The organism is Spirillospora sp. NPDC048819 (assembly GCF_040650055.1).
Lineage (GTDB): Bacteria > Actinomycetota > Actinomycetes > Streptosporangiales > Streptosporangiaceae > Spirillospora.
Genome location: NZ_JBEZGN010000001.1, coordinates 19,176 through 44,605, shown reverse-complemented (window position 1 = coordinate 44,605; position 25,430 = coordinate 19,176). Strand labels below are relative to the sequence as shown.

Here is a 25,430-nt window from a genome sequence, read left to right as displayed (position 1 = left end):
GAGATGGGTCAGGGGCGCGGGACGGGGTGGGTCAGGAGGGCGACCGGGTCGCGTCCCACACGGGTGACCACCAGCGTCAGCCCCGGGGCGCCGCGGGCCGCGCGGCGCCCGGCGAAGCCCAGGTCGCGGCGCAGGCGGTCGACGTCGACCGCCGAGCCGCGCTTCTTCACGGTGAGCACCCCCGTGCCGCGGCGGCGCAGTTCCGCGCGCAGGCGCTTGACCGAGAACGGCAGCACGTCCTCGACCTCGTAAGCCGAAGCGAACGGCGTGGGACGCAGCTCGTCGGACGTGACGTACGCGATGTGCGGGTCGGCGAGTCCGCCGCCCACCTGGTCTGCGACCTCCCCGACGAGATGGGCGCGGATGACGGCGCCGTCAGGCTCGTACAGGTAGCGGCCCCAGGGGCGCACGTCCGGGTCGTCATGCCCTTGGGGAGTGAGCGTCCACATCTGTGGATCGAGGTCGGAGGAGAGCAGGGTGGCTCGCCGGCCCACGTCCCCGGAGAGCGCACCGAGCCACAGGGCCGCTTCTTTGACGTCACCGCCGAGAGAGACCCACTCTGCCTCGGCGCCGTCCGGGACGACCTCATGCGGTATGCCCGGCGCGACCTTCACGCAGGCGGTGGGCACCCGGCGGGCCAGATCCAGGACGTCGTCGAGCGGCGGCTCGTAGGAACGGGGGTCGAAGACCCGGCCTCGTGCGGTACGCCGTCCTGGGTCGGCGAAGAGCGCCGGGAAACCGTCCGGGTTTTCTTTGGTCGCGTCCCCCACGCGTACTGAGGCGAGGCCGTCCAGCCCTAGGGCGTGGATGTTCGCCTTGGCGACCTCAGCGGTCAGCGGGTCGAGCTCCACACCTTCTCCGGTGAGCCCTTTCCGTGCACGTGCGATGAGGTCGGCCCCTATCCCGCACCCCAGTTCCAGCACGCGCGCGCCGGGAAGGCGGTCCGCGAACCGTCGCGCACGATGCGACGCCACGCAGGCGCGGGTCGACTGTTCCAACCCCGCCTGGGTGAAGTACATGCGGCGGGCGTCGTCGCCGAACTTGGCGCGGGCCCGTTCACGCAGCCGCACCTGTGTGAGCGCCGCCGAGACGAGTGCGGGATCGTGCCGTTCACGCAGCCGGGACGCGGTCGCGAGCAGCGCGTCCTCGCTCACGTCCAGACCGGACGTCTCGCTGAGCAATGCCTGGCCAGCCGGTGATCCCAAGGCTTGGAACGACGCGATGTCCATGGAGGGAAGTTAGCTTCCGGTGAACGGGGAGCGGCAGGTGCCGTGTGCGTTCGTGTCCGTGTTGACGGGCTACCGGGCACGGAATAGTCTCCATGTCTGGCACTCTCCTAGCTAGAGTGCCAACACAGCGACAAGGTCGGTCTGGCACCCGCGACGGCAGGCCGGTCCAGGGTCGCCTCTTCTGTCACATGTGCTGGCCGGTCCACCGTGGCCGGCCGAGGACCAATCGAAGGGGAGGTCAGATCGTGACGACCGCCACCAAGGTTGTTCTCAAGCCGCTTGAGGACCGTATCGTCGTCCAGCCGCTTGAGGCCGAGACCACCACCGCGTCGGGCCTGGTGATTCCGGACACCGCCAAGGAGAAGCCCCAGGAGGGCACCGTCCTTGCCGTTGGCCCGGGTCGCGTCGACGACAAGGGCGACCGCGTCCCCGTCGACGTCAAGGTCGGCGAGGTCGTGCTCTACAGCAAGTACGGCGGCACCGAGGTCAAGTACAACAACGAGGACTACCTCGTCCTCTCGGCCCGCGACGTGCTCGCGGTCATCGAGAAGTAATCACCGAGACGTGATGCACCCGCCCCGGTCGGCGCCGCCTTCGGCGGGGCTGCCGGGGCGGATTGCGTGAAAGAGGAGTATCCGCATGGCGAAGATCCTGGAGTTCGAGGAGGACGCTCGCCGGGCTCTTGAGCGCGGCGTCAACGCTCTCGCGGACGCCGTCAAGGTGACGATCGGCCCGCGCGGCCGCAACGTCGTCATCGACAAGAAGTTCGGCGCGCCGACGATCACCAACGACGGCGTCACCATCGCCCGCGAGGTGGAGCTGGAGGACCCGTACGAGAACCTCGGGGCCCAGCTCGCCAAGGAAGTGGCGACCAAGACCAACGACATCGCGGGCGACGGCACCACCACGGCGACCGTCCTCGCGCAGGCGATGGTCCGCGAGGGCACCCGCAACGTGGCGGCCGGCGCCTCGCCGCTCGCCCTCAAGCGCGGTATCGACGCGGCCGCCCAGTACGTGTCCGACCAGCTCCTCAAGTCGGCCCGCGAGGTCGAGGAGAAGAGCGAGATCGCGCACGTGGCGACCATCTCCGCTCAGGACCCGCAGATCGGCGAGCTGATCGCGGAGTCGTTCGAGAAGGTCGGCAAGGACGGTGTCATCACCGTCGAAGAGGCCCACACGATGGGCCTGGAGCTGGAGTTCACCGAGGGCCTCCAGTTCGACAAGGGGTACCTGTCGCCGCACATGGTGACCGACCCCGAGCGCATGGAGGCCGTCCTGGAGGACGCCTACGTGCTCATCGTGGACGGCAAGATCTCCAACGTGCAGGAGTTCCTGCCGCTGGCGGAGAAGGTCGCCCAGACCAAGAAGCCGCTGCTCGTGGTGGCCGAGGACGTCGAGGGCGAGGCCCTGGCGCTGCTGGTCGCCAACAAGATCCGCGGGACGTTCACGTCCGTCGCGGTCAAGGCGCCGGGCTTCGGCGACCGCCGCAAGGCGATGCTGGGCGACATGGCCACCCTGACCGGCGGCCAGGTCGTCAGCGAGGCCATCGGCCTCAAGCTCGACTCGATCGGGCTGGAGGACCTCGGCCGCGCACGCCGGATCACCGTCACCAAGGACGCCACCACCGTCGTCGACGGCGAGGGCTCCGCGGACGAGATCACCGCGCGGATCAACCAGATCAAGGTGGAGATCGAGAACTCCGACTCCGACTGGGACCGCGAGAAGCTGCAGGAGCGGCTGGCCAAGCTGGCCGGCGGCGTCTGCGTGCTGCGCGTCGGCGCCGCCACCGAGGTGGAGCTGAAGGAGAAGAAGCACCGCCTCGAGGACGCCATCTCGGCGACCCGCGCGGCGATCGAGGAGGGGATGGTGGCCGGCGGCGGCAGCGCGCTGGTGCACGTCGCCAAGGACGGCTTCGACACCCTCGGCCTGTCCGGCGACGAGGCCACCGGCGCGGAGGCCGTCCGCCGCGCGCTGGACGAGCCGCTGCGCTGGATCTCCGAGAACGCCGGCCAGGAGGGGTACGTCGTCGTCTCCAAGGTGCGGGCGCTGGAGTCGGGCCACGGCTACAACGCCGCCACCGGCGAGTACGGCGACATGGTCGCGCAGGGCATCATCGACCCGGTGAAGGTGACGCGCAGCGCCGTCACCAACGCCGCCTCGATCGCGGGCATGCTGCTCACCACCGAGGCGCTCGTGGTCGACAAGCCGGAGGAGCAGGAAGAGGCCGCCGGCGGCCACGGCCACGGTCACGGGCACGGCCACTGAGGTCGTCCCGCCGGGCGGACGTGCGGCTCGTCCCGTCCGGAGAACGCTGACAGACCCCCGTCCGTCCGGGCGGGGGTCTTGTCTTCTGCCGGTACATGAGCTGTATGTAGCTCGATGAGCTATTTCTGACTGTTTCCAGAGAAAAGTCTGAATGTTTTTCAGAACTCCGCGCGGTCGGCCGACAGCGATGCGTAGTATCGCCAGGATTGCTCCAGCACTGTGACCATTCCGTTGTAAACGACGGTGGAGACACGCCCGGGGGTGCTGGGCATCATGCTTGACGTGACCGAGGGAAGCTACGCCGGGACCATGGCCGCGCGCGCTATCGACCCCTCGGGAGGGCCGGCCCCTCCACCGTCCCACGACACCGGCCGCGGGATACGGGTGCTGCGCGCGGCGCAGGCGGGCGACGGCGACCTCCGGGAGCTGACGAACCTCGCCGTCCAGGGCGACCCGGGGGCCATCGAGGTCCTCATCGGCGAAGTGCGGCCCATGATCGTCCGGTACTGCCGGGCAAGGCTCGGACGGGTCTCCGGCCAGTACCACATCGCCGACGACGTGGCCCAGGAGGTCTGCATCGCCGTCCTGTCCGCCCTGCCCCGCTACCGGGACATGGGCCGGCCGTTCGCGTCCTTCGTCTTCGGCATCGCCGCCCACAAGATCGCCGATGCCCTGCGCAGCGCGGTCCGCGCGGCCGTGCCCACCGAGGACCTGCCGGACGGTCCCGACGACCGTCCCGGTCCCGAGGAGACGGTGGTCCGCTACATCGAGGCCCAGCGCGCCCGTGACCTGCTGACACGCCTTCCCGAGCACCAGCGGGAACTGGTGCTGCTGCGGGTGGTGGCGGGCCTGTCGGCCGAGGAGACCGGGAACGTGCTCGGCATGTCCGCGGGGGCCGTACGGGTCGCGCAGCACCGGGCGCTGGCCCGGCTCCGGGCGATGGCCAGAGAGGAGTCGATCGCTTGACGGAGCGCGGCCCCTTCAGCGGCATGCGGGGCGCCCCGGATCCGGCCGAGCCTTCGAACCCCGGCGGCTCCTCGGCGCCCGCGAGTCGGCCGGCGGCCGCCGCCCTGCCCGCGGACCTCGGCGCGGTGCGCCGGACCGACGCGACCATCGAGGCGCTGGCGGCGTGGCGCGCCACCGGCTCGGCGCCGCGTTCGGCCCCCGGTCCCGCTCCCGGTCCCGCTCCCGCCGACCGTCCCGTGGCGGGGCGCCCGCGCCAGGCCGACGACCCCGACCCGGCAGTGCGGCTCCTGCGCGCCCTCATCATCGACGTGGACGACCCGGAAACCGGACGTGAAGCCCGTTCCGAGGCCGATCGCGAATCGGCCCCGCCGTGCCCGCCCAAGCCCTCCGGCCCCGGCAGCGGCCCCCGGCGCCGCGGCTCCCGCACGATCGTCGCCCTCGGCGTGGCCGGGGCCGTCCTCGCCAGCACCGGCGTCGCCGCGGCGGGCAGCGGGGCGACCGACCGTTCCTCCGCCGCACCGCCCGTCCCGAGCGCCTCCTCCGGTGCCGCCGACGACACGGCGAAGCCCGTCCACGCCGACACCGACGCCGGAACCCACCGCCAGGCGCGGCCGCCCGTCCGCCCCGCCCCGGAACCCGAACGCCCTGCGACGAAGCGGTCCGGCGACCCCGGGAACCGGGAAGGGGCCAGGCCGCGGCCAGGGCTCCCGTTCCCGTTCGGCCCGCGGCCCCGCCACGACATGCCGACCACGACGGTCCACTCCATGCCCGGCGCCGGGACGGACGACACTCACGACGACGACGACCGCCGGCGCACAGCCGACACCCGCAGACGCACCGAAAGCCGTACGAACGAGTACCAGAACCCCTACGCCCGCGACTGACCGGGCAGCCGGTGGCGCACGGTCGAACGTCACCGGCCGTCGGCGGCCGGGTCAGTTCTCGTCGCGGCCCTCTTCGCTGTCGATCACGCCGTCGACGTAGCCGCGGGCGTACTCCCAGCTGACGTAGTCGACGGGGTCGGGGGCCAGGGCGGGTTCGTGCACGCGGGGCAGGCCCTCGTCGAGCAGGTGGCGCAGGTTGCCGTGCAGCAGTTCCCAGTCGATGTAGTGGAGCCTGCCGCAGTCGCCGCAGTCGACGGTGAGCCCGCGCACCCCGAGCGGCTCCAGCAGGGCGCGGAAGACCTCCAGGTCGGCGAGGTCGGCCAGCACGTCCTCGCGCTCCGTCACGCTGAGCGGAGCGGCCTCCTCGCCGGGGTCGCCGAGCGACGCCGCCGGGTCCTCCGGGTCCCCGGCGAACGGGTCGAGCGGAGCATCGTCGTGCACACCGCCCACGCTACTGCCTGACGCCCCGGAAGGTGCACCCCCCGCTCTTCTCCGTGCGTGAACGATCACGCAAAGTGGGAATGTACAGCGCCGTCCCACTTGTTCTGAGATGTCATCAAGACCACGTGCCCGCCGTTCACAACACCCCGTCCCGGCGGCGACCCACCCTCTACCATGGGAAGAGGGTCGCCGTGACCTGGCGCGATGCCTCCATCACTACGGGAAGGTAGTCATGAACCCCGCCGCCGAGCCCGACAAGTTCCTCCCGCAGGGCCTGACCTTCGACGACGTGCTCCTGCTGCCGGGCTACTCCGACCTGCAGCCCGGCGAGGCCGACACCACGACCCGGCTGACCCGCGGCATCTCACTGCGGATCCCGCTCGCGTCGGCGGCGATGGACACGGTCACCGAGGCCCGCACGGCGGTCGCGATGGCGCGGCAGGGCGGCATCGGCGTCCTGCACCGCAACATGTCGATCGAGGAGCAGGCCGAGCAGGCCGACCGGGTCAAGCGCTCCGAGGCCGGGATGATCACCAACCCGGTGACGTGCCTGCTGGACGCGACGCTCGCCGACGTCGAGGAACTGTGCGCCCGCTATCGGATCTCGGGCGTGCCGGTCACCGACGTACGGGGCGTACTGGTCGGCATCGTGACGAACCGGGACATGCGGTTCGAGTCCGACCTGTCCCGTCCCGTCCGCGAGGTCATGACGGCGATGCCCCTGGTCACGGCGCCGGTTGACGTGACGCGCGACGAGGCTTTCCGGCTGCTGCGGGGCAACAAGGTGGAGAAGCTCCCGCTCGTGGACGCCGACGGCCGCCTCAAGGGGCTCATCACCACCAAGGACTTCACCAAGAGCGAGCAGTACCCCCACTCCACCAAGGACGCCGACGGCCGGCTGCTCGTCGCCGCGGCCGTCGGCGTCGGCGAGGACGCGATCCGCCGTGCCCGCGCGCTGATCGAGGCCGGCACCGACGTGATCATCGTGGACACCGCGCACGGCCACTCCAAGGGCGTCGCCGACACGATCGCCGCGATCAAGGCCGGCGCGGCCGTCGAGGTCGTCGGCGGCAACGTCGCCACCTACGCGGGCGCAAAACTCCTGGCGGACGCGGGCGCCGACGCCGTGAAGGTCGGCGTCGGCCCCGGCTCGATCTGCACCACCCGCATCGTCGCCGGCGTCGGCGTCCCGCAGATCACCGCGATCTTCGAGGCGGCCCGCGCGGCGAAGGAGGCCGGCGTCCCGGTGATCGGCGACGGCGGCCTGCAGCACTCCGGCGACATCGCCAAGGCCATCGTCGCGGGCGCCGACACGGTGATGCTCGGGAGCCTGCTCGCCGGCGTCGAGGAGTCCCCCGGCGAGCTGATCTTCGTCCACGGCAAGCAGTACAAGTCGTACCGGGGGATGGGCTCGCTCGGCGCGATGCGCAACCGGGAACGCGGCGCCTCCTTCTCCAAGGACCGCTACGCGCAGGCCGACGTCAGCAGCGAGGAGAAGCTGATCCCCGAGGGCGTGGAGGGCCAGGTGCCCTACCGGGGCCCCCTCGCCAACGTCGCGCACCAGCTCATCGGCGGCCTGCACCAGTCCATGTGGTACGCGGGGACGCGCACGATCCCCGAACTGCGCGAACGCGGCCAGCTCATGCGCATCAGCCCCGCCGGCCTCCGCGAAAGCCACCCCCACGACATCCAGATGACGGTGGAGGCCCCCAACTACCAGGGCCGCTGACCCACCCCGCCCACTGCGACCCCGACTCTTCGGGGGCGGCGTGTGTGCCGTGGCCGGTGGGGGCTGACGTAAGCTCTTCGGGGCTTGTTCCTGCGGTCGGCGGGAACACCGAGCGGGCGCCGGGCACCGGTGATCCGCTTGGACGAGCCGGGCCGTCGGGCAAGGAAGAGGAAGGGCGCAGTGGCTGCTGAGGTGGAGATCGGCCGGGGCAAGAGCGGCCGACGGGCGTACGCCTTCGACGACATCGGCATCGTGCCGTCCCGCCGGACGCGCGATCCCGAGGAGGTCAGCGTCGCCTGGCAGATCGACGCCTACCGGTTCGAGATGCCGCTGGTCGTCGCGCCGATGGACAGCGTCGTCAGCCCCGCCACCGCGATCGCGGTCGGCCGGCTCGGCGGCCTCGCCGTCCTCGACCTCGAAGGGCTGTGGACCCGCTACGAGAACCCCGAGCCGCTGCTCGCGGAGATCGCGTCGCTGGACGACGTGCGCGCCACGCAGCGGCTCCAGGAGATCTACACCGAGCCGATCAAGGACGAGTTGATCGGCCGCCGGATCCAGGAGATCCGCGGGGCCGGCGTCACCGTGGCGGCGCGGCTGTCGCCGCAGCGCACCGCCCAGTTCCACAAGGCCGTCATCGACGCGGGCGTCGACCTGTTCGTCATCCGCGGCACCACCGTGTCCGCCGAGCACGTCTCGGGACGCGCCGAGCCGCTGAACCTGAAGCAGTTCATCTACGACCTCGACGTTCCCGTGATCGTCGGCGGCTGCTCCACCTACACGGCGGCGCTGCACCTGATGCGCACCGGCGCGGCGGGCGTCCTCGTCGGGTTCGGCGGCGGCTCCGGGCACACCACCCGGACCGTCCTCGGCGTCGCGGTGCCGATGGCGACCGCGGTCGCCGACGTCGCCGCCGCCCGCCGCGACTACATGGACGAGTCCGGCGGACGCTACGTCCACGTGATCGCCGACGGCGGCATGGTCAACAGCGGCGACATCGCCAAGGCGTTCGCCTGCGGCTCCGACGCCGTCATGGTCGGCTCCCCCTTCGCCCGCTCCACCGAGGCGCCGGGACGCGGCTACCACTGGGGCAGCGAGGCCCACCACGGCGACGTCCCCCGCGGCACCCGCCTCGAACTCGGGACGATCGGGACGATGGAGCAGATCCTGCACGGCCCGTCCCACGTGGCGGACGGGTCGATGAACCTGATCGGGGCGCTGCGCCGCGCGATGGCCACGTCCGGTTACACGGAGTTGAAGGAATTCCAGCGGGTACAGGTCGTGGTGGCTCCCCGCCGGTCCACCGACTGAGTTCCCTCCGTCCTCCCCGGGCGTCGGGCGCTCACCGCGAGCGACTCGGTCGTTTCCGGGGTGGACCCATCCCTACCCTTGGGTAGGTAACGCTCGGAAACCGAACCGCTGTGGGGGGAATCGCGATGACGGGATCACCTGTGACGGGCCTTGGCAGCTCACGCCTCGGCCCGGCCGAGCGGGCCGCGGCGCTCGACCGCATGGCCCGCGAGGAGTTCGACGTCGTCGTGGTCGGCGGCGGCATCGTCGGCGCGGGCGCCGCGCTCGACGCCGCCACCCGGGGACTGTCGGTCGCGGTGGTCGAGGCGCGCGACTTCGCGTCCGGGACGTCGTCCCGGTCGTCCAAACTGATCCACGGCGGGCTGCGCTACCTGGAGCAGTACAACTTCGACCTCGTCCGGGAGGCCCTGACGGAACGCGGCCTGCTGCTGCAGCAGATCGCCCCGCACCTGGTGAGGCCCGTCCCGTTCCTGCTGCCCACCACGCACCGCGTGTGGGAACGCGCGTACCTCGGCGCCGGCGTGGCCCTGTACGACGCGCTCGCGTTCCAGATGGGCAGCACCCGGGGCGTCCCGCACCACCGGCACCTCACCCGGCGCGGCGCGCTGCGGCTCGCGCCGTCCCTCCGCAAGGACTCCTTCACCGGCGCGATCCAGCTGTGGGACGCGCAGGTCGACGATGCCCGCTTCGTGATGATGGCTCTGCGGACGGCCGCCGAGTACGGCGCGCAGATCGCGTCCCGCACCCAATGCCTCGGCTTCCTGCGCGAGGGCGAACGCGTCACCGGGCTCCGCATCCGCGACCTTGAGGGCAACACGACCAGCGAGGTCCGCGCCAAACAGGTCGTCAACGCCACCGGCGTGTGGACGGACGACATCCAGGAACTCGTCGGCGGCCGCGGGCAGATCCACGTGAAGTCCTCCAAGGGCATCCACCTCGTCGTCCCCAAGGACCGCATCCACTCCGCGACCGGGATCCTCCTGCGCACCGAGAAGTCCGTGCTGTTCGTCATCCCGTGGGGCCGCCACTGGATCATCGGCACCACCGACACCGCCTGGGACCTCGACAAAGCCCACCCCGCCGCGTCCAAGGCCGACATCGACTACGTCCTCGACCAGGTCAACAGGGTCCTCAACACCCCCCTCACCCACGACGACGTCGAAGGCGTCTACGCGGGCCTCCGCCCCCTGCTCACCGGCGAAACCGAAGAGACCTCGAAACTGTCCCGCGAACACGTCGTCGCCCACCCCGTCCCGGGCCTCGTACTCGTCGCGGGCGGCAAGTACACCACCTACCGCGTCATGGCCAAGGACGCCATCGACGCCGTCGCCCACGGACTCGACGGCAAGATCCCCGAATCCTGCACGGACCGCGTCCCGCTCGTCGGCGGCGACGGCTTCCAGGCCATGTGGAACGCCCGCCACCGCCTCGCGGCCCGCTCCGGCCTCCACGTCGCCCGCATCGAGCACCTCCTGCGCCGCCACGGCACCCTCGTCGACGACCTCCTGGAACTGATCTCCGAGAAGCCCGACCTCGCCAAGCCCCTCACCGGCGCCGACGACTACCTCCGCGCCGAAGTCGTCTACGCCGCCACCCACGAGGGCGCCCGCCACCTCAACGACGTCCTCGCCCGCCGCACCCGCATCTCCATCGAAACCTGGGACCGCGGCCTCAGCGTCGTCCAAGAGGCCGCCGACCTCCTCGCCCCCGTCCTCGGCTGGTCCAAGAAGCAACGCGACCGCGAAATCGAGTACTACCGCAAGCGCGTAGAAGCCGAACGCGCCTCCCAAACCCAGGAAGGCGACCAGGAAGCCGACGCCCACCGCCGAGGCGCCCCCGACATCGTTCCTACTGCCTAGCAGTTCCCTTGGCGTCGGGCCCTGGGGGCCCTCCTTCGGCGGGAACTGCGGTGCGATCGCTGCATCGCTCCGAACTCGCCTTGGCGGCTCGCTGCGCGATCAGGTTTCTCGCTTCGCTCGAAACCTGCCTCCGGACGCGATCGCGACGGTTCGGGTTGTCACGGGGCTGGGGCGGTGGCTGATGTCGGCCCTCCTACCGCCGGACCGACCGCCCGGCCCCCTACCTCGCAAGGCCATCGACCCGAACGGCAAGCGGGCCACTCGCCAGCGGGCCTGTGGTGCTGGGCGGGGCGGTGGTGCGGGGTGGACCCGTGGGGCCGGGCGGAGGGGGCGAGCGTTCACTTTGGTCAGGGTGGGTGTGCTCCTTGGCTTAGTTCGCGGCTGCCTGTGCACGGCTCGGGGGCCTGTAGTCGTTGAGTGCGGTCGCAACCGTTGGTGGGGGGCGTTCGTTCGGGATACATGGCGTTCATCGTTTTCATGACGATCCCTGGGCTCGTGATCGGACTCGTCGCCTTCGCCGTCCTTGACCGTGCGGGCCTGTGGGCGCACCGCAGTTTTCGCCTGCCCTGGAGGCGGGACGAGGTGGGCCGCCCCGTCTCGGCGGTCGCGGTCGGTGAACTGGACGCCTTCTTTCATGGCACGCACCGACACCGGCAGGACCAGCGCAACTCCTCGCTGATGCTGCGCGACGAGGAGAACGACGCCGCGCCACCGCGGACGCGCGTCGACCTTGCCGGTGGGATCGCCGTCGTGCGGCGTCCGCCCGACTCTGTTTGATCGGCCGGTCACTCGAAGAGCCGCTCTTCTCGGGCCGGATGGCGATGCCGGTACGTCGCAGCCGGCATCGGCGCAGGTTGCCGTTCCGAGGGCGAGGCTCGGGCGGGCGTGCAAGGGGACGCGCCTAGGTCCGAGTTGGTTGGTGTGTGGGGGCGTTGGGTCAGTCCTGTTTGCGGCCGAGCATGAGGTTCTTGCCGGTGGAGTAGAGGTCGGCGGGGACTCGGGCCGGGTCCAGGAGGTGCTGGAAGGCGAGGCCGAAGTCGAGGGCCAGGGCCAGGGTGGCGCGTTCGTCGGGGGGTATGCCGCCGGTGGTCTCCAGTTCGCTCGCCATCTGGGCGCGGCGTTCGGCGTACCAGTCGGCGATGCGCCAGCCGGCGGCGTAGTCGCGCATGCCGTAGAGCCAGAACTCGACCAGGAGCAGGGCGAGGCGGCGGGCGTGGTCGTCGGTGTCGTGGCGGGGCGAGGAGCGGGCGGTGTGGTCGATGTCCTCCTCGGCGGCGCGGAGTTCGTCGCAGACGTCGATGTTGCGGTCGGTGGTGAAGCGTTCCATCAAGGCGAGCAGCAGGTCGGTCTTGCCCGCGAAGTTGGAGTAGACGGCGCCCTTGGTGAGGCCGGCGGCCGCCGCGATGTCGTCGAGCGAGGCGCCGTGGATGCCGCGTTCGGCCCAGAGCCGCTCGGCGGCGGTGAGCAGGGCGGTGCGGGTCTGCTCGCGGCGGTCGCGGCGCGGGTGGACGCTGCCGCCGGACGGGCGCGGAGGGCGGACCGCCCCCGCCGTGTCATCCTCGGACCGATGTACACCGTGGGTGTCCGTCATATGCTGATCCCCCTTTTCGTGTACGGCGTTCCGCGGTTCCGGGCGCGCGGCAGCGGACGCCCGGCGGCGGTAGCGCGCCGAGATTCTCCTCCTGCTCTTCGGAATACACCGGTCGGACATGGTCAGTCCCGCAGTTGCACAACTCCGCCCGTCTTGGAACGGTCCGTTGGGCAGTGGATCATCAGTGCGGAACAAAAACCGGGAGGTGTGTCGCAAACCACCAGAATCGGAGCGTTACTTGCGGGTAGTCAAAAGTGGCCAGGGGGTCATACGCTGGCCGTATGGCATCCCCGACGGTCCCTGCCAAAGCCGCGGCAGAGCACAAGCTCCCCCAAAACCTGATCGACCGGCTGGCCTCGCATGTCGCCTCGGGCGGAGCCGACACCGCGACGATCCCCAGCCCGTTCACCGGTGAGCCCCTCGCGACCGTTCCGATCTCCGGTGCCGACGACGTCCGGGCGGCGTACGAGCGGGCGCGGGAGGCGCAGCGGGCGTGGGCGCAGCGGCCGGTGCGCGAGCGGGTCAAGCCGTTCCTGCGGCTCGCGGACGCCCTGGTCGACCGGCGCGAGGAGATCCTCGACGTCATCCAGCTGGAGACCGGCAAGGCCCGCCGCCACGCGATGGAGGAGTTCCTCGACGTCGCGCTGTGCTCGCTCTACTACGCCCGGCGGGCCTCGAAGCTGCTGAAGCCGCGGCGCAGGCAGGGCATGATGCCGGGCGTCACCCGCGTCCAGGAGCTGCGGCACCCGAAGGGCGTCGTCGCCCTGATCGCGCCGTGGAACTACCCGTTCGCGCTCGGCGCCAGCGACATCGCGCCCGCGCTGATGGCGGGCAACGCGGTGATCCACAAGCCGGACACCCAGACGTGCCTGTCGAGCCTGTGGGTACTGGACCTGCTGATCGAGCTCGGACTGCCGCGTGACGTGTGGCAGATCGTCGTCGGCGACCCGGCCGAGATCGGCGACCCGCTGCTGGACGATGCCGACTACGTGTCGTTCACCGGGTCGACGCGTGGCGGCAAGGCCATCGCCGAGCGGGTCGCGCCGCGGCTGGTGGCGTACTCGCTGGAGCTCGGCGGCAAGAACCCGATGATCGTCATGCCGGACGCCGACGTCGAGCGCACCGCGCGGGGAGCCGTCCGCGCCTGCTTCACCAACGCCGGGCAGCTGTGCATCTCGATCGAGCGGATGTACGTGCACGAGGACATCTACGACCGGTTCGTGCCCCGGTTCGTCGAGGTCGTCAAGGACATGAAGCTCGGGACCGGGCTCGACTTCGACACCGAGATGGGCTCGCTGACCTACCAGCGGCAGCTGGAGGCGGTGACCCGGCACGTCGACCAGGCCGTCAAGGAGGGCGCGACCGTCCTCGCCGGCGGCAAGGCCCGTCCGGACGTCGGGCCGCTGTTCTACGAGCCGACGATCCTCACCGACGTCAGCGGCGACATGGACCTGTGCGCGAACGAGACGTTCGGCCCGGTCGTCGCGATCTACAAGTACCGGGACGAGGACGACGTCGTCGCACGCGCCAACGACACCCCGTATGGGCTGAACGCGTCGGTGTGGACGAAGAGCCCGTCGAACGGCCGTCGCCTCGCCGCCCGCATCCAGGCGGGAACCGTCAACATCAACGACGGGTACGGCGCGGCGTACGCGTCCTACGACTCGCCGATGGGCGGGATGAAGCAGTCCGGGGTGGGACGCCGCCACGGCTCGGAGGGCCTGCTGAAGTTCACCGAGGTGCAGACCGTCGCGAGCCAGCACTTCATGGATCTCGAACCTCCGGGCTCCATCGGCTACGACAAGTTCGCCGGCTTCATGGCGACCGGCATCAAGCTGATGAAGAAGCTGCGGATCAAGTAGGGAACGCCTGTGAAGCATGACTTCGACGTGCTCGTCGTCGGATCCGGGTTCGGCGGCAGCGTGTCGGCGCTGCGGCTGACCGAGAAGGGCTACCGGGTCGGCGTGATCGAGGCGGGCCGCCGCTTCGACACGAACCCGTCCGGTGCGCCCGGGTCCCGGTATCCGGAATTGCCCAAGACGAACTGGCGCGTCGCCCGCTACCTGTGGGCCCCGGCGTTCGGCCTGACCGGCATCCAGCGGATGCACCTGATCCGGGGCGCCAGGGCCAGCCGGGTGATGGTGCTGGCGGGCGCCGGTGTCGGCGGCGGGTCGCTGAACTACGCCAACACCCTGTACGTCCCGCCCGAGCCGTTTTTCAAGGACCGGCAGTGGGCGCACATCACCGACTGGCGGGACGAACTGGCGCCCCATTACGAGCAGGCGAAACGCATGCTCGGCGTCGTCCAGAACAAGACGACGACCGCAGCCGACGAGGTCATGAAGAAGGTCGCCGACCGGATGGGCAAGGGCGACACCTACGTCAAGACGCCCGTCGGCGTCTACTTCGGCCGCGGCGCGGGCGTCGAGAGCGCGGACCCGTACTTCGGCGGGACGGGCCCGCGCCGCCGCGGCTGCCTGGAGTGCGGCGAGTGCATGGTGGGCTGCCGCCACGGCGCGAAGAACATGCTCACGGAGAACTACCTTTACCTGGCCGAGAGGGCGGGCGCCCGGGTGATGCCGCTCAGCCGCGTCACGTCGGTGAGGCCCCTGCGCGGTGGGGGGTACGAGGTCGAGATCGTCCGGACCGGCTCGTTCGGCCGCAACCGCAAGACGTTCACGACCGAGCAGGTCGTCTTCGCCGCCGGCACGTATGGCACGCAGAAGCTGCTGCACAAGCTCAAGTCGACCGGCGCCCTTCCACGGCTGTCGGACCGGCTCGGCGCGCTGACCCGTACCAACTCCGAGGCGATCCTCGGCGGGGGCCGCCGCAACGGCAGGCCCGGCCCCGACTTCTCCGAGGGCGTCGCGATCACGTCGTCCTTCCATCCGACGCCGGACACGCACGTCGAGCCGGTGCGCTACGGGCGCGGTTCGAACCTCCTCGCCGCCCTGCAGACCCTTCTCGTGGACGGCGACCGGCCGGGGGAGAAGCACACGCCCCGGATCCTGAAGTTCGCCCGCGAGGCGGTCCGCCGGCCCCGCGACCTGGTGCAGTTGTTCGACGTGCGGCACTGGTCCGAGCGGACGGTGATCGCGCTCGTCATGCAGACCCGCGACAACTCGATCACGCTGCGCCCGAAGAAGGGCCCGTTCGGCTGGGACGTCCGCGCGTCCGCGGGCCACGGCGAACCCAACCCGACGTGGATCCCCGAGGGCCACGAGGCGACGCGCCTGATCGCCGAGGAGATCGGCGGCATGCCCGGCGGCTCCTGGGGCGACCTGTTCGACGTCCCGATGACGGCGCATTTCCTCGGCGGCTGCGCCATCGGCGACTCCGCCGAGTCCGGTGTGATCGACGCCTACCACCGCGTCTACGGGCACCCCGGCCTCCACATCGTGGACGGTTCCGCGGTCTCCGCCAACCTGGGCGTCAACCCTTCGCTGACCATCACCGCCCAGGCCGAACGGGCGATGTCGTTCTGGCCGAACCGGGCCGAGGACGACCCTCGCCCCTCCCTCGGCAACCCGTACCGCCGCGTCGCTCCCGTCCCGCCGAAGAACCCGGTCGTTCCCGCCGGCGCCCCCGCCGCCCTCACGCTGCCGATCGTCGACATCACCTGACATGACCGCCCCCTCCTCGGACTCGACTCTTCGGATTGTCGAGTCCCGGGGACGGCATCGGCACTAGAACGTGGTTCTGTGGAAAACCCGGTCGGCCTTGGCCGGGGGCGCGGTCGGGTCGGAGTCGGTGGGAAGGCGAACACCCGCGCCCGGGGACGCGGGTGTCCGGTGGTGGGTCTAGGCGCGGTAGGCGGACCACTGGGCTTGCATGCGCTCGGCTTGGCCTGGGGTGAACTCGTACATGCAGGCGTCGTAGCTGTAGTCCATGAAGTTGTGGATGGGGTCGGCTCCGGTGGAGGAGCAGGTGTCGCGGCCGGTCGGGCAGCCGGAGGCGGGGCTCTGTTCGGCGGGTGTGTCGGAGACGCGGTCTCCCTGGCCACGGCAGCCGCCCTGGAACGTGTGGTAGAGCCCCATCCAGTGGCCGACCTCGTGGGTGCCGGTGTCGCCTTCGTTGTAGTTGCCGATCGAGCCGCCCGGAAGGCTCTGGTAGTGGACGACGACGCCGTCCATGCTGGGCTGGGAGCGGTAGCTGCTGGGGAACGTGGCCCAGCCGAGGAGGCTGCTGCCCAGGTCGGCCGTGTAGAAGTTGAGGTCCTGGGCGTTGCCGGTGTGCAGGGCGCCCTTCATCTCGCGCTCGTAGCCCTGGGGGTTGGAGAACCAGGAGGCGTTGTTCGTCCGTTTGATCTCTGAGAGCGTGAACGAGATGCCGCTGCCGGAGTAGGCGTCGTTGAGGACGTCGAGTTGACTGTTCAGCGTCGCGTCAGAGACGTTGCCGGCGCTGCCGTACACGACGTGGAAGTGCACGCGGACGGTGATGGCTGCGGCGGCACGTGTCGTCTTCAGCTTGCCGAGCCGGTTCTGGAAGTCCCTTTCCATCGCGGCGACTTGGGCCGTCCCGGGTTGGTTTCGTTCGGTGATGTGGGCGCCGGCGCGGACGCGGGCCTCGGCGGGCTGGTCGGCGCATTCGGCGGACGGCGTGGACGTGGCGGGAGGCGCGGGCGGGGCGGCTTGGGCGGCGGGCGCGTACGCCGTGAAGGCGGCGAGCATGCCGAGGACGGTGGCGATTCCAGCGCGGTTCATGAAACTCCTTGGGGGTGGCGCGAGCGGGGGAGCGCGCGCAAGGGAGCGGAGTCATCGCTGGATTTAGAGTGAATGCCTCAAAAGGTGCTGTCTTTAGCAAACCTGCACGAACCTGGCGCTCGGGTGTGGCGGCGTAGCGTGTTCCGCATGGATGTGGAGGGGGAGGCGGCGCGGGTCCTGGCGGATTTGCGGGCGCAGGGCGATCCGATGCGGGCTGAGAATGAGAAGCGCTACCTGAAGAGCGACTTCGTGCATTTCGGTGTGCCTGTGCCCGCGTTGCGCAAGGTGGCCGTGTCGGCGGTGAAAGCACAGCCCACGCGCGACGAACTGGTCGCTCTCGCCGAGACCCTCTGGGGCGTGACCCAGGAGGGACATCCCGTGCATGAGGCTCGTATGGCGGCGGTAGAGGTGCTCGTCAAGCGGGCGGCGTTGCTGGGGCCGGGTGACGTGGGGTTGGCTGAACGGTTCGTCCGTGACTCGGCGAGTTGGGTGTACGTGGATGGCATCGCGGAGAAGGTCGTCGGCAGGCTGGTCGTCCGGTACCCGGATCTGGGGGCGGCTCTGGACGCGTGGGTCAACGACCCCTACATGTGGATACGGCGTACGGCCGTCCTGGCTCTGCTACCGGGCGTCCGGGTGGGGAACCCCGATCTCGTCAGGATCGACCGCTTCGGGGACGTCCTGATCGGTGAACGCGAATTCTTCATCCGCAAGGCCCTCGGATGGGTGCTGCGGGAGTTGTCGAAGAAGGACCCGGGCTGGGTGACCGAGTGGGTCGAGGCCCGGGCCGCGGTCATCTCGGGGGTGACGCTCAGGGAGGCCGTCCGGCGGCTTCCCGCGGAAGACGCCGGACGGCTGCTCGCGGCTCAGCGGCGGTAGGCCTGCCACACCTTGTGCATGCGGACGCCCTGGCCGGCGGTGAAGGACGTCATGCACGTGTCGTAGCTGTAGTCCATGTAGTTGTGCACGGGGTCGTCCCCAGGCGAGGGGCAGGTGTCCTTGCCGGTCGGGCAGCCGTTCGTGGGGTCGCGCTCGGCCGGGGTGTCCGAGACCCGGTCGCCTTCGCCGCCGCAGCCGTCCTGGAACGTGTGGTAGAGCCCGAGCCAGTGGCCGACCTCGTGCGTGGCGCTGAACCCCTTGTTGAAGTTCTCGATGTAGCCGCCGGGCATGCTGCCGTAGTGGATGGTCACGCCGTCCATCTTGGGCTCGGACTTGTACTTCCAGGGGAACGTCGACCATCCGAGAAGGTCGCCGCCTATGTAGGTGCTGTAGAGGTTCAGGGTGCCCTTGCCGCCTTTGCGCAGCCTCGGCTTGTACGTCCTCTCGTACCGTTCGGGGTCGCTGAACCAGGCCGCGTTGTCCGTACGGCTCACGTCGCGGAGCTCGAACGAGATGCGAGTGTCGGCGCCGCCGTTCAGTCCGCCGTAGGAGGCGTTCAACGTGCTGATCTGGCGCTTGACCGCCGCGGTGGACACGTTGCCCCTCGCGCCGTTGTGCAGCACATGGAAGTAGACCGGAATGCTGATCTGCTGCGCGGTGCGGAGTTCGCCGGCGGCCGGACGGCTGTCCGTTCCGTCTGCCGGGCTCAGGCCCAGGTCGTCCAGTATGCGGTTGAGCCGCTGCTCGACGGTGGCGGCCTCCGCGGGCGTCAGGTCGTTGTGCTCCCGGCCGTGCGCCCCTGGCCGCAGCCGTGCTTCGGCGTGCGCGCAGTCGTCCGCGCGCGCGGTCGCCGGGCTTGCGGCCGCCGGAGGCGGCCCGGACGGCAGGGCGGGGACGAGCGCGGCGATCAGGGCGGCGGCGGCGAGCAGCTTCACGGCACTCCTAGGGAGGATGTCGCGGACGGGAACCGGGCGAGCACAAGGCGTCACCAACAGGTATCAGAGCGGAGTCGTCCCAGGAGTGTGGTCAAGGTAAATGGAAGCCGACCGTTATCGGTTGATCGCACCATGTAGCGGCCGGGGTGCGCGGGTGCGCGCATCGGTGCAGGCAGCCGCCCCCGTAGACTGGTGTGACCCTTCCGGCCGTGCGAAAGGCGTTGTTGGTGGCCGCAGACCAGTCCTTTGACACCGTTCTCGTTGTCGACTTCGGTGCGCAGTACGCGCAGTTGATCGCGCGTCGCGTCCGCGAGTGTCATGTGTTCAGCGAGATCGTGCCGTCCACCATGCCCGCGGCGGAGATGCTCGCCAAGCGGCCGAAGGCCATCATCCTGTCGGGCGGCCCTGCGTCGGTGTACGCGGAGGGTGCCCCGATCGCTCCGGACGGGCTGTTCGACCTGGGCGTCCCCACGCTCGGGATCTGTTACGGCCACCAGGTGATGGCCCAGGCCCTGGGCGGGACGGTCGAGAACTCCGATGTCGCCGAATACGGTGGCGCGACCGTCGCCGTCGCGTCCCCCGGCATGCTGTTCGCCGGTCTGCCGCATGAGCAGGCGGTGTGGATGTCCCACCGCGACTACGTCAGCCGGGCCCCGTCCGGGTTCACCGTGACGGCCAGCACCGACGTGACGCCGGTCGCGGGCATGGAGGACCTTGAGCGCGGCTTCTTCGGCGTCCAGTTCCACCCTGAGGTCCTGCACACCGAGCACGGGATGGAGCTTCTGCGGCGTTTCCTCTACGAGGGCGCCGGTTGCCGTCCGAACTGGACGATGGTGAACATCGCAGACGAGTCGATCGCGGCCGTCCGGGAGCAGGTCGGGCATAAGCGGGCGATCTGCGCGCTGTCCGGCGGCGTCGACTCAGCCGTCGCCGCCGCTCTCGTCCAGCGCGCCATCGGCGACCAGCTGACCTGCGTGTTCGTCGACCACGGCCTGCTGCGCAAGGGCGAACCCGAGCAGGTCGAGAAGGACTTCGTCGCCGTCACCGGCGTGAACCTGCACGTCGTCGAGGCACAGGACCGGTTCCTCGCCGCCCTCGACGGCGTCACCGACCCCGAAGAGAAGCGCAAGATCATCGGCCGCGAGTTCATCCGGGTTTTCGAGGAGGCCGCCCGCGAGATCGTAGAAGGCGGTTCCGGGTCGTCCCCCTCGAACGACGCGGAGGACGCGACCGAACCGGTCGAGTTCCTCGTCCAGGGGACCCTCTACCCGGACGTCGTCGAATCGGGCGGCGGTACCGGCGCGGCCAACATCAAGTCCCACCACAACGTCGGCGGCCTCCCCGAAGACCTCCAGTTCGAGCTGATCGAGCCGCTGCGGAGCCTGTTCAAGGACGAGGTCCGCGCGCTCGGCGAGCAACTCGGCCTGCCGTCCGAGATCGTGTGGCGCCAGCCGTTCCCCGGCCCCGGCCTCGGCATCCGCATCATCGGCGCCGTCAACCGCGACCGCCTGGACATCCTCCGCGACGCCGACGCCATCGCCCGTGAAGAGCTGACGAACGCCGGCCTCGACCGCGACGTCTGGCAGTTCCCCGTGGTCCTGTTGGCGGACGTCCGGTCGGTGGGCGTGCAGGGTGACAGCCGCACCTACGGCCACCCCATCGTCCTCCGTCCGGTGACCAGCGAGGACGCCATGACGGCGGACTGGGCGAAGCTGCCCTACGACCTGCTCCAGCGGATCTCCTCCCGCATCACCAACGAGGTCCGTGAGATCAACCGGGTCACCGTCGACATCACGTCCAAGCCCCCCGGCACCATCGAATGGGAGTGACCCCACCGCGCCACTGAGCGGCGCCGTTGAGCGCTGCCCGGCCAGGAGGCGGCTCTGGTGAGCTCGCCCCCGACGGGTCGGGCACGTCCCCCCGGCCCGGATAGACGGAACCTCCGGACGTCCCCTGATCGACTTTGGTCGGCCCGGCCTGGACGTGCGGCCGTCGCAGCCGCAGGCGCCGACGCGTGAACCTCGGTACGTGACACCACGCACTGGACGGAATCACTCGAAGCGGGTGCGCACACTCGCGCCGGTGCTGGGCCTGGTGGTCCTGTCACCGCTCGTCGCCGAGTCGTTGTCTGGCTACGACAGCAGCACCGGCGATCCGCTCGCGCTGCTGGGCGGACTGCTGTTCCTGGGGCCGCTCTACGGCTGCCCCGCGCTGCTCATCCGGGAGATCGCGCGCCGCCTCGGGGCGGGCTGGCCGGGGATCATCGCGCTGGCCGCGGCGTTCGGTGTGCTGGAGGCGGGCGTCATCGACCAGAGCATGTGAGCCATGAGCTACCGCGACGTGCCCTACTGGGACGAGATGCTACGTCCGACCTTGATCGAGCAGATCGGCATGGCGCCTTCCATGGCCTTGAGCTTCGTTGGCGGGCACGTCATCTGGAGCTTCTGCGCACCGATCGCGCTCGTCGAGTGCCTGAGCGGGCGGCGCGCGCGCGGGCCCTGGCTCAGTTGGCGGGGCCTCACCGTGGCGACGGTGCTGTACGCCGCCGCGGCTGCGCTCATCTGGAACGACCACCGGGTCAACGGCGAGGACGGCGCGTCGGCCGCCCAGGTCGCCGGATCGCTCGTCGCCGTGGCCCTGCCCACCGTCGCGGCGTGGGCTTTCGGGCTGAGGAGCCGTCCTGCGCGCCGCGAGTCCCCGGTTCCGCGGCCGTGGCAGGTCGTCCTGCTCGGGTCGGCCGCGGCGCTGGGCTTCAACTTCCTGCCGCCCACGTGGGCGGGATTCGCCGGCGGGGTCGCGCTGGTCGCGTTGGCGGGCGTCGGGATCGCGGTCGCCTCCCGATCCACGCGGTGGACGCGGCGGCACGTGGCCGGTCTGGCCGGTGGTGCGGTGCTCGCGATGGCGGTATCGGCGTTCTTCGTCACACCGCTGGGGGACGTACCGCCGGTGCGGCAGTACGCGCACAACACCGCGTTCCTGCTGGGGGCGCTGGTACTCACGGCGTGGGCCATGCGGCGGGCGACCGAGCCGTGTCCCGGTGCAGAGGACGGCTCCACCCCCTCCGCCCGACCGTGATGGCGGCCCGGACGCGCGAAACGCTCGGCTGGGAAGTCCAGCCGAGCGTTTCACTGGCTCAGGGACCGCTCGGTCGGTGGCCGATCAGGTCCGCTGCGCGGACCCCGGTGTCGGGGTCAGACCGTGGCGGGGGCCAGGGCGGCCTCGGCGTCCAGGGTCGCGGCCGTCGCGTTGACGACCGCGGCGATCCGCAGCGCCTCCTGCACCAGCTCGCGCGACAGGCCGGCGTCGCGGACGACCTTCTCGTGCGACTCCAGGCACCGCCCGCATCCGTTGATCGCGGACACGGCGAGGCACCACAGCTCGAAGTCGACCTTGTCCACGCCCGGCCTCCCGATGATCGACATCCGGAGCCTGGCGGGCAGCGTCGCGTACGTCTCGTCCCCGATCAGGTGGGTGGCGCGGTAGTACACGTTGTTCATCGCCATGATCGACGCGGCGCCCTTGGCCGCCTCGAACGCCTCGGCGGACAGGTGGTCGCCCGCCTCCTGGCCCAGTTCCCGGATGACGGTGGCGCTCCGCGTGGCGAGGGCGCAGGCCAGGACCGTCCCCCACAGCTGCTGCTCGGTGAGCTGCGAGGTCGACGTCAGCGAGCCCAGGTTGAGCTTCGTGTCCTTGGCGTACGCCGGGAGGGCGCCCTTCAGTGCGTCAACGCTCATGGGTCAGACTCCGGCCAGCAGCTTGGTGGCGTCGAGGGTGTCCTCGCCCTTGTTCCAGTTGCAGGGGCACAGCTCGTCGCTCTGCAGCGCGTCCAGGACCCGCAGGACCTCCTTGACGTTCCGGCCGACGGACCCGGCGGTCACCATGACGAACTGGATCTCGTTGTTGGGGTCGACGATGAACGTCGCGCGCTGCGCCACGCCGTCCTCGGTGAGGATGCCGAGCGCGGACGACAGTTCGCGCTTGAGGTCCGCCATCATCGGGAAGGGGATCTCGCGCAGGTCCGGGTGGTCCTTGCGCCAGGCGAAGTGGACGAACTCGTTGTCGACGGACGCGCCGAGCACCTGCGCGTCACGGTCGGCGAAGTCCTCGTTGAGACGGCCGAACTCGGCGATCTCGGTCGGACAGACGAAAGTGAAGTCCTTCGGCCAGAAGAACACCACGCGCCACTTGCCCTCGTAGGACTTGTGGTTGATCGTCTCGAACGCGTTGTCCGCGTCCAGTGAGACGCAGGCGGTGAGTTCGTACTCGGGGAACTTGTCACCGACAGTAAGCACGCATGCTCCTTCGTCACGAGAAAGGGTCGCCTCCGCATGAGAGGCGCAGGAGGGGCCGCGGGCTCCCGCCTCTGCGGCCGATGTCACTCAGCGTGCCGCAAGCCCGTTAAGAAGAGAAATCGATGTATCTCAATCGACTGATAGGAATTACCTATCAAAGGCGCTTACAGCCCTATGACCAGCAATGAAGCGCCGAATCTGCAAAGGTGAGCGGCCGTCCGATTGATGTAAATCACATCGACTCGCCCAAAACGGGCATCACTCTCCGTGGCGCACAAGTGTAGAACGCGACCCGCCCTCAACGCACATCAAGCTCCCGAACCCCCGCATCCGGCCGCGCAATCGGCAATCGGCCCACCGGCCGAGCGGTACGGGCCACCCCCGGGCCCCGCCGTCCACGGGGGGCCGGGGGTCGTGCCCGATCACGTGAGGATTCTCGTCATGGAGCGTCGCCTTGAGTCTCTGGCCCGTTGGTCGGGAGTGCGCGCAGGACGGCCCATACGCTCTTACCGTCGTGTTCAGGGTGCCAGCCGTGTTCTTCGGCCAGAGTCGCGATAAGGCTGAGGCCCCACCCACCGGGGTCGGGTGCGTCCTCGGGGACGTGGCACGTCGGCATGGTCAGGTCGGGCGCGGAAGGCTCGGGCTTCTCCGGGGACGTGTCCCAGACCTCGATGCGGAGCCCGTCGGGGACGAGTGCCAGGCGCAGGGTCACCGGCTGCCCCCGCGTTGCCCGCACGGCGTTCGTGAGCAGTTCGGAGGCGACGAGGATCGCGTCGTCCACCGTGGTCTTGGGAAGGCCCCACTGGAGGGCCTGCGCCTCGACGATGAGACGGCCCTGCGCGACGACCTCGGGCGCCGCCAGGAAGCCTCGGCGCAGGGCGGTGGGGCCGGCCGACGTTTCCTCGATCATGGCGCTCACCGCCGGACTTCCCGGGCGAGCTCGTCCTGCTGCACCATCAGGTCGCCGAGCGTGTGGAGGTCGGTCGCGGTGAGCGTGTCCACGAGACGTCCGTCGCCCTCATGGATCGTCTCGGGGTGACGCAGGTGGACCGTCCACAGGCCCGTGTTGCGCGCCCGGTAGGGCTCGGCCCATCGCCCGGTCGCGGGCTGGACGGCCGGCAGCGGGTCCGTTTCGTCTATGAAGTCATCCTTGCGGAATTTGTCGCTACTCATTTCCCGTGATCGCCTTTGTTGTGGACCTCTTGTGTGCTGCGAAACAGGTTGACTAAAGCGACCCGCGCTTGTCATTGTTGCCGACAACATCAGAAAAGCGATGACGTGCGGAGGTATGCGATCATGGTCAGGCCTTCCCCCGACCCGCACGAGTCCATCTACGCCTTCATGGCCTACTACCTGCGGTTCCTTCGGGTCCAGCACAATGCGACACAGGCCGATGTCGCCAAGATCCTCAACTGCTCGATCGGCCAGGTTTCCAAATACGAGACCGGCGAGAAGCAGCTCGGCACCAGGGAGTGCGCCGCTCTGGACAAAGAGTGGAACACCGGCAATGTGTTCACAATCTGGCTCGGCTACGCAAAGCTCGGAATCGACGCAAACGCCCCAGTTCGCCTCGACCGCTACCAGCGCAAGGCCATCGAGCATTGCATCTTCTCCAGCAACCTGGTTCCCATCCCGTTGCAGACGGAGGAGTACGCAAGGAGCCTGCTGGAAGCAGGTCGCGCCGCTGGGCTCATCGAAGACGTCGAGATAGCCGTCGCGCTGCGGATGGATCTTCAGGCGGCGATCCTGGACGGTCGGCCCGACCTATGGGTTGTGATCGATGAGATCGCTCTTCGTTCGATGGGAAGTTCCCAGGTCATGGCCGAACAGTGGGACAGGCTGGCTGAAATGGGCAAGTTGCACCATGTCTCAGTCCGTATACTTCCGTTGTCGGCTGCGCCGCACACTGGCGTGGATGGCTCGTATTGGTGCTTCACGCTTCCGGGGCGCCGCCTGGCGGCTCACTCTGGTAACGCACTGGGCATGGGCCGCGTCATCGATGATCAAACGGAAGCGGCTGATGTCGCGAGGCGCTTCCAGCGTCTTGCGGCGCGTGCTTGGAACGAGGATCAGTCGCGGCAGTACCTATCACGGATGGGTGAAGTCAATGACGGCTTGGCGCAAGAGTAGCTACAGCCAAACCCACGGAACGTCTGACTGTGTGGAACTTGCTTCCGTGGAGGGGGCCGTGGGGATCCGGGACAGCAAGAGCTTGTCGACCCCGCACCTGACGGTCTCCAGGGACGACATTGCGGCCCTTCTCGCCAGGATCAAGGTCGGCGGGCTTGATCTTTGATCAGCGCGGTCGGAGCCGGGCGAGTTTGCAGTGTGCGGGTCGATGGCGCGAAG

25 protein-coding genes are annotated in these 25,430 nt (G+C 69.9%); 16 read left to right on the top strand and 9 right to left on the bottom strand.

The window, feature by feature from the left end; all coding sequences use genetic code 11:
• Positions 1–8: 8 nt before the first annotated feature.
• Positions 9–1,229 carry an SAM-dependent methyltransferase gene (locus AB0C35_RS00175; protein ID WP_358448778.1) on the bottom strand — a complete coding sequence of 407 codons (1,221 nt, stop codon included), beginning with the start codon at positions 1,227–1,229 and terminating at the stop codon, positions 9–11.
• A 242-nt stretch (positions 1,230–1,471) separates the two neighbouring features.
• On the opposite strand from AB0C35_RS00175, the gene groES reads away from it, so the two are divergent.
• The 4 genes from groES to AB0C35_RS00155 all read left to right on the top strand — a co-directional run bounded on the left by groES (position 1,472) and on the right by AB0C35_RS00155 (position 5,344).
• Entirely contained in the window at positions 1,472–1,783 is a 312-nt protein-coding gene (groES, locus tag AB0C35_RS00170; protein WP_358449818.1) for a co-chaperone GroES, read from the top strand.
• 85 nt (positions 1,784–1,868) lie between these two features.
• The gene (gene groL, locus AB0C35_RS00165; RefSeq protein WP_358448776.1) at positions 1,869–3,494 is read left to right on the top strand and encodes a chaperonin GroEL; all 1,626 of its coding nucleotides are present in this window, start codon (positions 1,869–1,871) and stop codon (positions 3,492–3,494) included.
• 378 nt (positions 3,495–3,872) lie between these two features.
• Positions 3,873–4,460, top strand: coding sequence for a sigma-70 family RNA polymerase sigma factor (locus AB0C35_RS00160; RefSeq protein ID WP_358449816.1), 588 nt, complete (start codon positions 3,873–3,875; stop codon positions 4,458–4,460).
• Positions 4,457–5,344: a hypothetical protein gene (locus AB0C35_RS00155; protein ID WP_358448774.1), complete on the top strand. Its 888-nt coding sequence runs from the start codon at positions 4,457–4,459 to the stop codon at positions 5,342–5,344. Before AB0C35_RS00160 ends, AB0C35_RS00155 begins: the two co-directional genes overlap by 4 nt.
• Positions 5,345–5,395: 51 nt before the next feature.
• Here AB0C35_RS00155 and AB0C35_RS00150 read toward each other — a convergent pair whose 3' ends face one another.
• Entirely contained in the window at positions 5,396–5,785 is a 390-nt protein-coding gene (locus AB0C35_RS00150) for a DUF5319 domain-containing protein (RefSeq protein WP_358448772.1), read from the bottom strand.
• Positions 5,786–6,017: 232 nt separating this feature from the next.
• Here AB0C35_RS00150 and guaB point away from each other — a divergent pair, with 232 nt between their 5' ends.
• The 4 genes from guaB to AB0C35_RS00130 all read left to right on the top strand — a co-directional run bounded on the left by guaB (position 6,018) and on the right by AB0C35_RS00130 (position 11,458).
• Positions 6,018–7,514, top strand: a complete 1,497-nt coding sequence (gene guaB / locus AB0C35_RS00145; RefSeq protein WP_358448770.1) for an IMP dehydrogenase — start codon at positions 6,018–6,020, stop codon at positions 7,512–7,514.
• Between the two features lie 192 nt (positions 7,515–7,706).
• The gene (locus AB0C35_RS00140; protein ID WP_358449814.1) at positions 7,707–8,822 is read left to right on the top strand and encodes a GuaB3 family IMP dehydrogenase-related protein; all 1,116 of its coding nucleotides are present in this window, start codon (positions 7,707–7,709) and stop codon (positions 8,820–8,822) included.
• 125 nt (positions 8,823–8,947) lie between these two features.
• Positions 8,948–10,681, top strand: a complete 1,734-nt coding sequence (locus AB0C35_RS00135; protein ID WP_358448768.1) for a glycerol-3-phosphate dehydrogenase/oxidase — start codon at positions 8,948–8,950, stop codon at positions 10,679–10,681.
• Positions 10,682–11,140: 459 nt separating this feature from the next.
• Positions 11,141–11,458, top strand: a complete 318-nt coding sequence (locus tag AB0C35_RS00130) for a DUF6191 domain-containing protein (RefSeq protein WP_358448766.1) — start codon at positions 11,141–11,143, stop codon at positions 11,456–11,458.
• 160 nt (positions 11,459–11,618) lie between these two features.
• Here AB0C35_RS00130 and AB0C35_RS00125 read toward each other — a convergent pair whose 3' ends face one another.
• Entirely contained in the window at positions 11,619–12,272 is a 654-nt protein-coding gene (locus AB0C35_RS00125) for a TetR/AcrR family transcriptional regulator (RefSeq protein WP_358448764.1), read from the bottom strand.
• A 281-nt stretch (positions 12,273–12,553) separates the two neighbouring features.
• On the opposite strand from AB0C35_RS00125, the gene AB0C35_RS00120 reads away from it, so the two are divergent.
• Both AB0C35_RS00120 and AB0C35_RS00115 read left to right on the top strand, forming a co-directional pair.
• Entirely contained in the window at positions 12,554–14,134 is a 1,581-nt protein-coding gene (locus tag AB0C35_RS00120; RefSeq protein ID WP_358448762.1) for a succinic semialdehyde dehydrogenase, read from the top strand.
• A gap of 9 nt (positions 14,135–14,143) precedes the next feature.
• Entirely contained in the window at positions 14,144–15,895 is a 1,752-nt protein-coding gene (locus AB0C35_RS00115) for a GMC family oxidoreductase (protein ID WP_358448760.1), read from the top strand.
• A 177-nt stretch (positions 15,896–16,072) separates the two neighbouring features.
• Here AB0C35_RS00115 and AB0C35_RS00110 read toward each other — a convergent pair whose 3' ends face one another.
• Positions 16,073–16,975, bottom strand: a complete 903-nt coding sequence (locus AB0C35_RS00110; protein WP_358448758.1) for a zinc metalloprotease — start codon at positions 16,973–16,975, stop codon at positions 16,073–16,075.
• Positions 16,976–17,122: 147 nt separating this feature from the next.
• On the opposite strand from AB0C35_RS00110, the gene AB0C35_RS00105 reads away from it, so the two are divergent.
• The gene (locus AB0C35_RS00105; RefSeq protein ID WP_358448756.1) at positions 17,123–17,854 is read left to right on the top strand and encodes a DNA alkylation repair protein; all 732 of its coding nucleotides are present in this window, start codon (positions 17,123–17,125) and stop codon (positions 17,852–17,854) included.
• On the opposite strand, the gene AB0C35_RS00100 is transcribed toward AB0C35_RS00105, so the two are convergent.
• Positions 17,842–18,789, bottom strand: a complete 948-nt coding sequence (locus tag AB0C35_RS00100; protein WP_358448754.1) for a zinc metalloprotease — start codon at positions 18,787–18,789, stop codon at positions 17,842–17,844. The genes AB0C35_RS00105 and AB0C35_RS00100 overlap by 13 nt on opposite strands.
• A gap of 221 nt (positions 18,790–19,010) precedes the next feature.
• Between AB0C35_RS00100 and guaA the strand changes: the two genes are divergently transcribed.
• The 3 genes from guaA (at position 19,011) to AB0C35_RS00085 (ending at position 21,864) form a co-directional block, all read left to right on the top strand.
• Positions 19,011–20,618 carry a glutamine-hydrolyzing GMP synthase gene (gene guaA / locus AB0C35_RS00095; protein ID WP_358449812.1) on the top strand — a complete coding sequence of 536 codons (1,608 nt, stop codon included), beginning with the start codon at positions 19,011–19,013 and terminating at the stop codon, positions 20,616–20,618.
• A 253-nt stretch (positions 20,619–20,871) separates the two neighbouring features.
• On the top strand, positions 20,872–21,111 hold the full coding sequence (locus AB0C35_RS00090) for a hypothetical protein (protein ID WP_358448752.1): 240 nt from the start codon (positions 20,872–20,874) through the stop codon (positions 21,109–21,111).
• Positions 21,112–21,114: 3 nt separating this feature from the next.
• Complete coding sequence (locus AB0C35_RS00085; RefSeq protein ID WP_358448750.1) at positions 21,115–21,864, top strand: hypothetical protein; 750 nt, start codon at positions 21,115–21,117, stop codon at positions 21,862–21,864.
• A 116-nt stretch (positions 21,865–21,980) separates the two neighbouring features.
• On the opposite strand, the gene AB0C35_RS00080 is transcribed toward AB0C35_RS00085, so the two are convergent.
• From AB0C35_RS00080 to AB0C35_RS00065, 4 genes are all read right to left on the bottom strand, one after another.
• Positions 21,981–22,523: a carboxymuconolactone decarboxylase family protein gene (locus AB0C35_RS00080; protein ID WP_358448748.1), complete on the bottom strand. Its 543-nt coding sequence runs from the start codon at positions 22,521–22,523 to the stop codon at positions 21,981–21,983.
• Between the two features lie 3 nt (positions 22,524–22,526).
• The gene (locus tag AB0C35_RS00075; RefSeq protein ID WP_358448746.1) at positions 22,527–23,081 is read right to left on the bottom strand and encodes a peroxiredoxin; all 555 of its coding nucleotides are present in this window, start codon (positions 23,079–23,081) and stop codon (positions 22,527–22,529) included.
• A gap of 439 nt (positions 23,082–23,520) precedes the next feature.
• A complete protein-coding gene (locus tag AB0C35_RS00070; protein ID WP_358449810.1) occupies positions 23,521–23,991 on the bottom strand; it encodes an ATP-binding protein in 471 nt (156 codons plus the stop codon).
• A gap of 5 nt (positions 23,992–23,996) precedes the next feature.
• A complete protein-coding gene (locus AB0C35_RS00065) occupies positions 23,997–24,254 on the bottom strand; it encodes a hypothetical protein (RefSeq protein ID WP_358448744.1) in 258 nt (85 codons plus the stop codon).
• Between the two features lie 168 nt (positions 24,255–24,422).
• On the opposite strand from AB0C35_RS00065, the gene AB0C35_RS00060 reads away from it, so the two are divergent.
• A complete protein-coding gene (locus tag AB0C35_RS00060) occupies positions 24,423–25,211 on the top strand; it encodes a helix-turn-helix transcriptional regulator (RefSeq protein ID WP_358448742.1) in 789 nt (262 codons plus the stop codon).
• A complete protein-coding gene (locus tag AB0C35_RS00055) occupies positions 25,102–25,377 on the top strand; it encodes a DUF397 domain-containing protein (protein WP_358448740.1) in 276 nt (91 codons plus the stop codon). Before AB0C35_RS00060 ends, AB0C35_RS00055 begins: the two co-directional genes overlap by 110 nt.
• Positions 25,378–25,430: the final 53 nt, after the last annotated feature.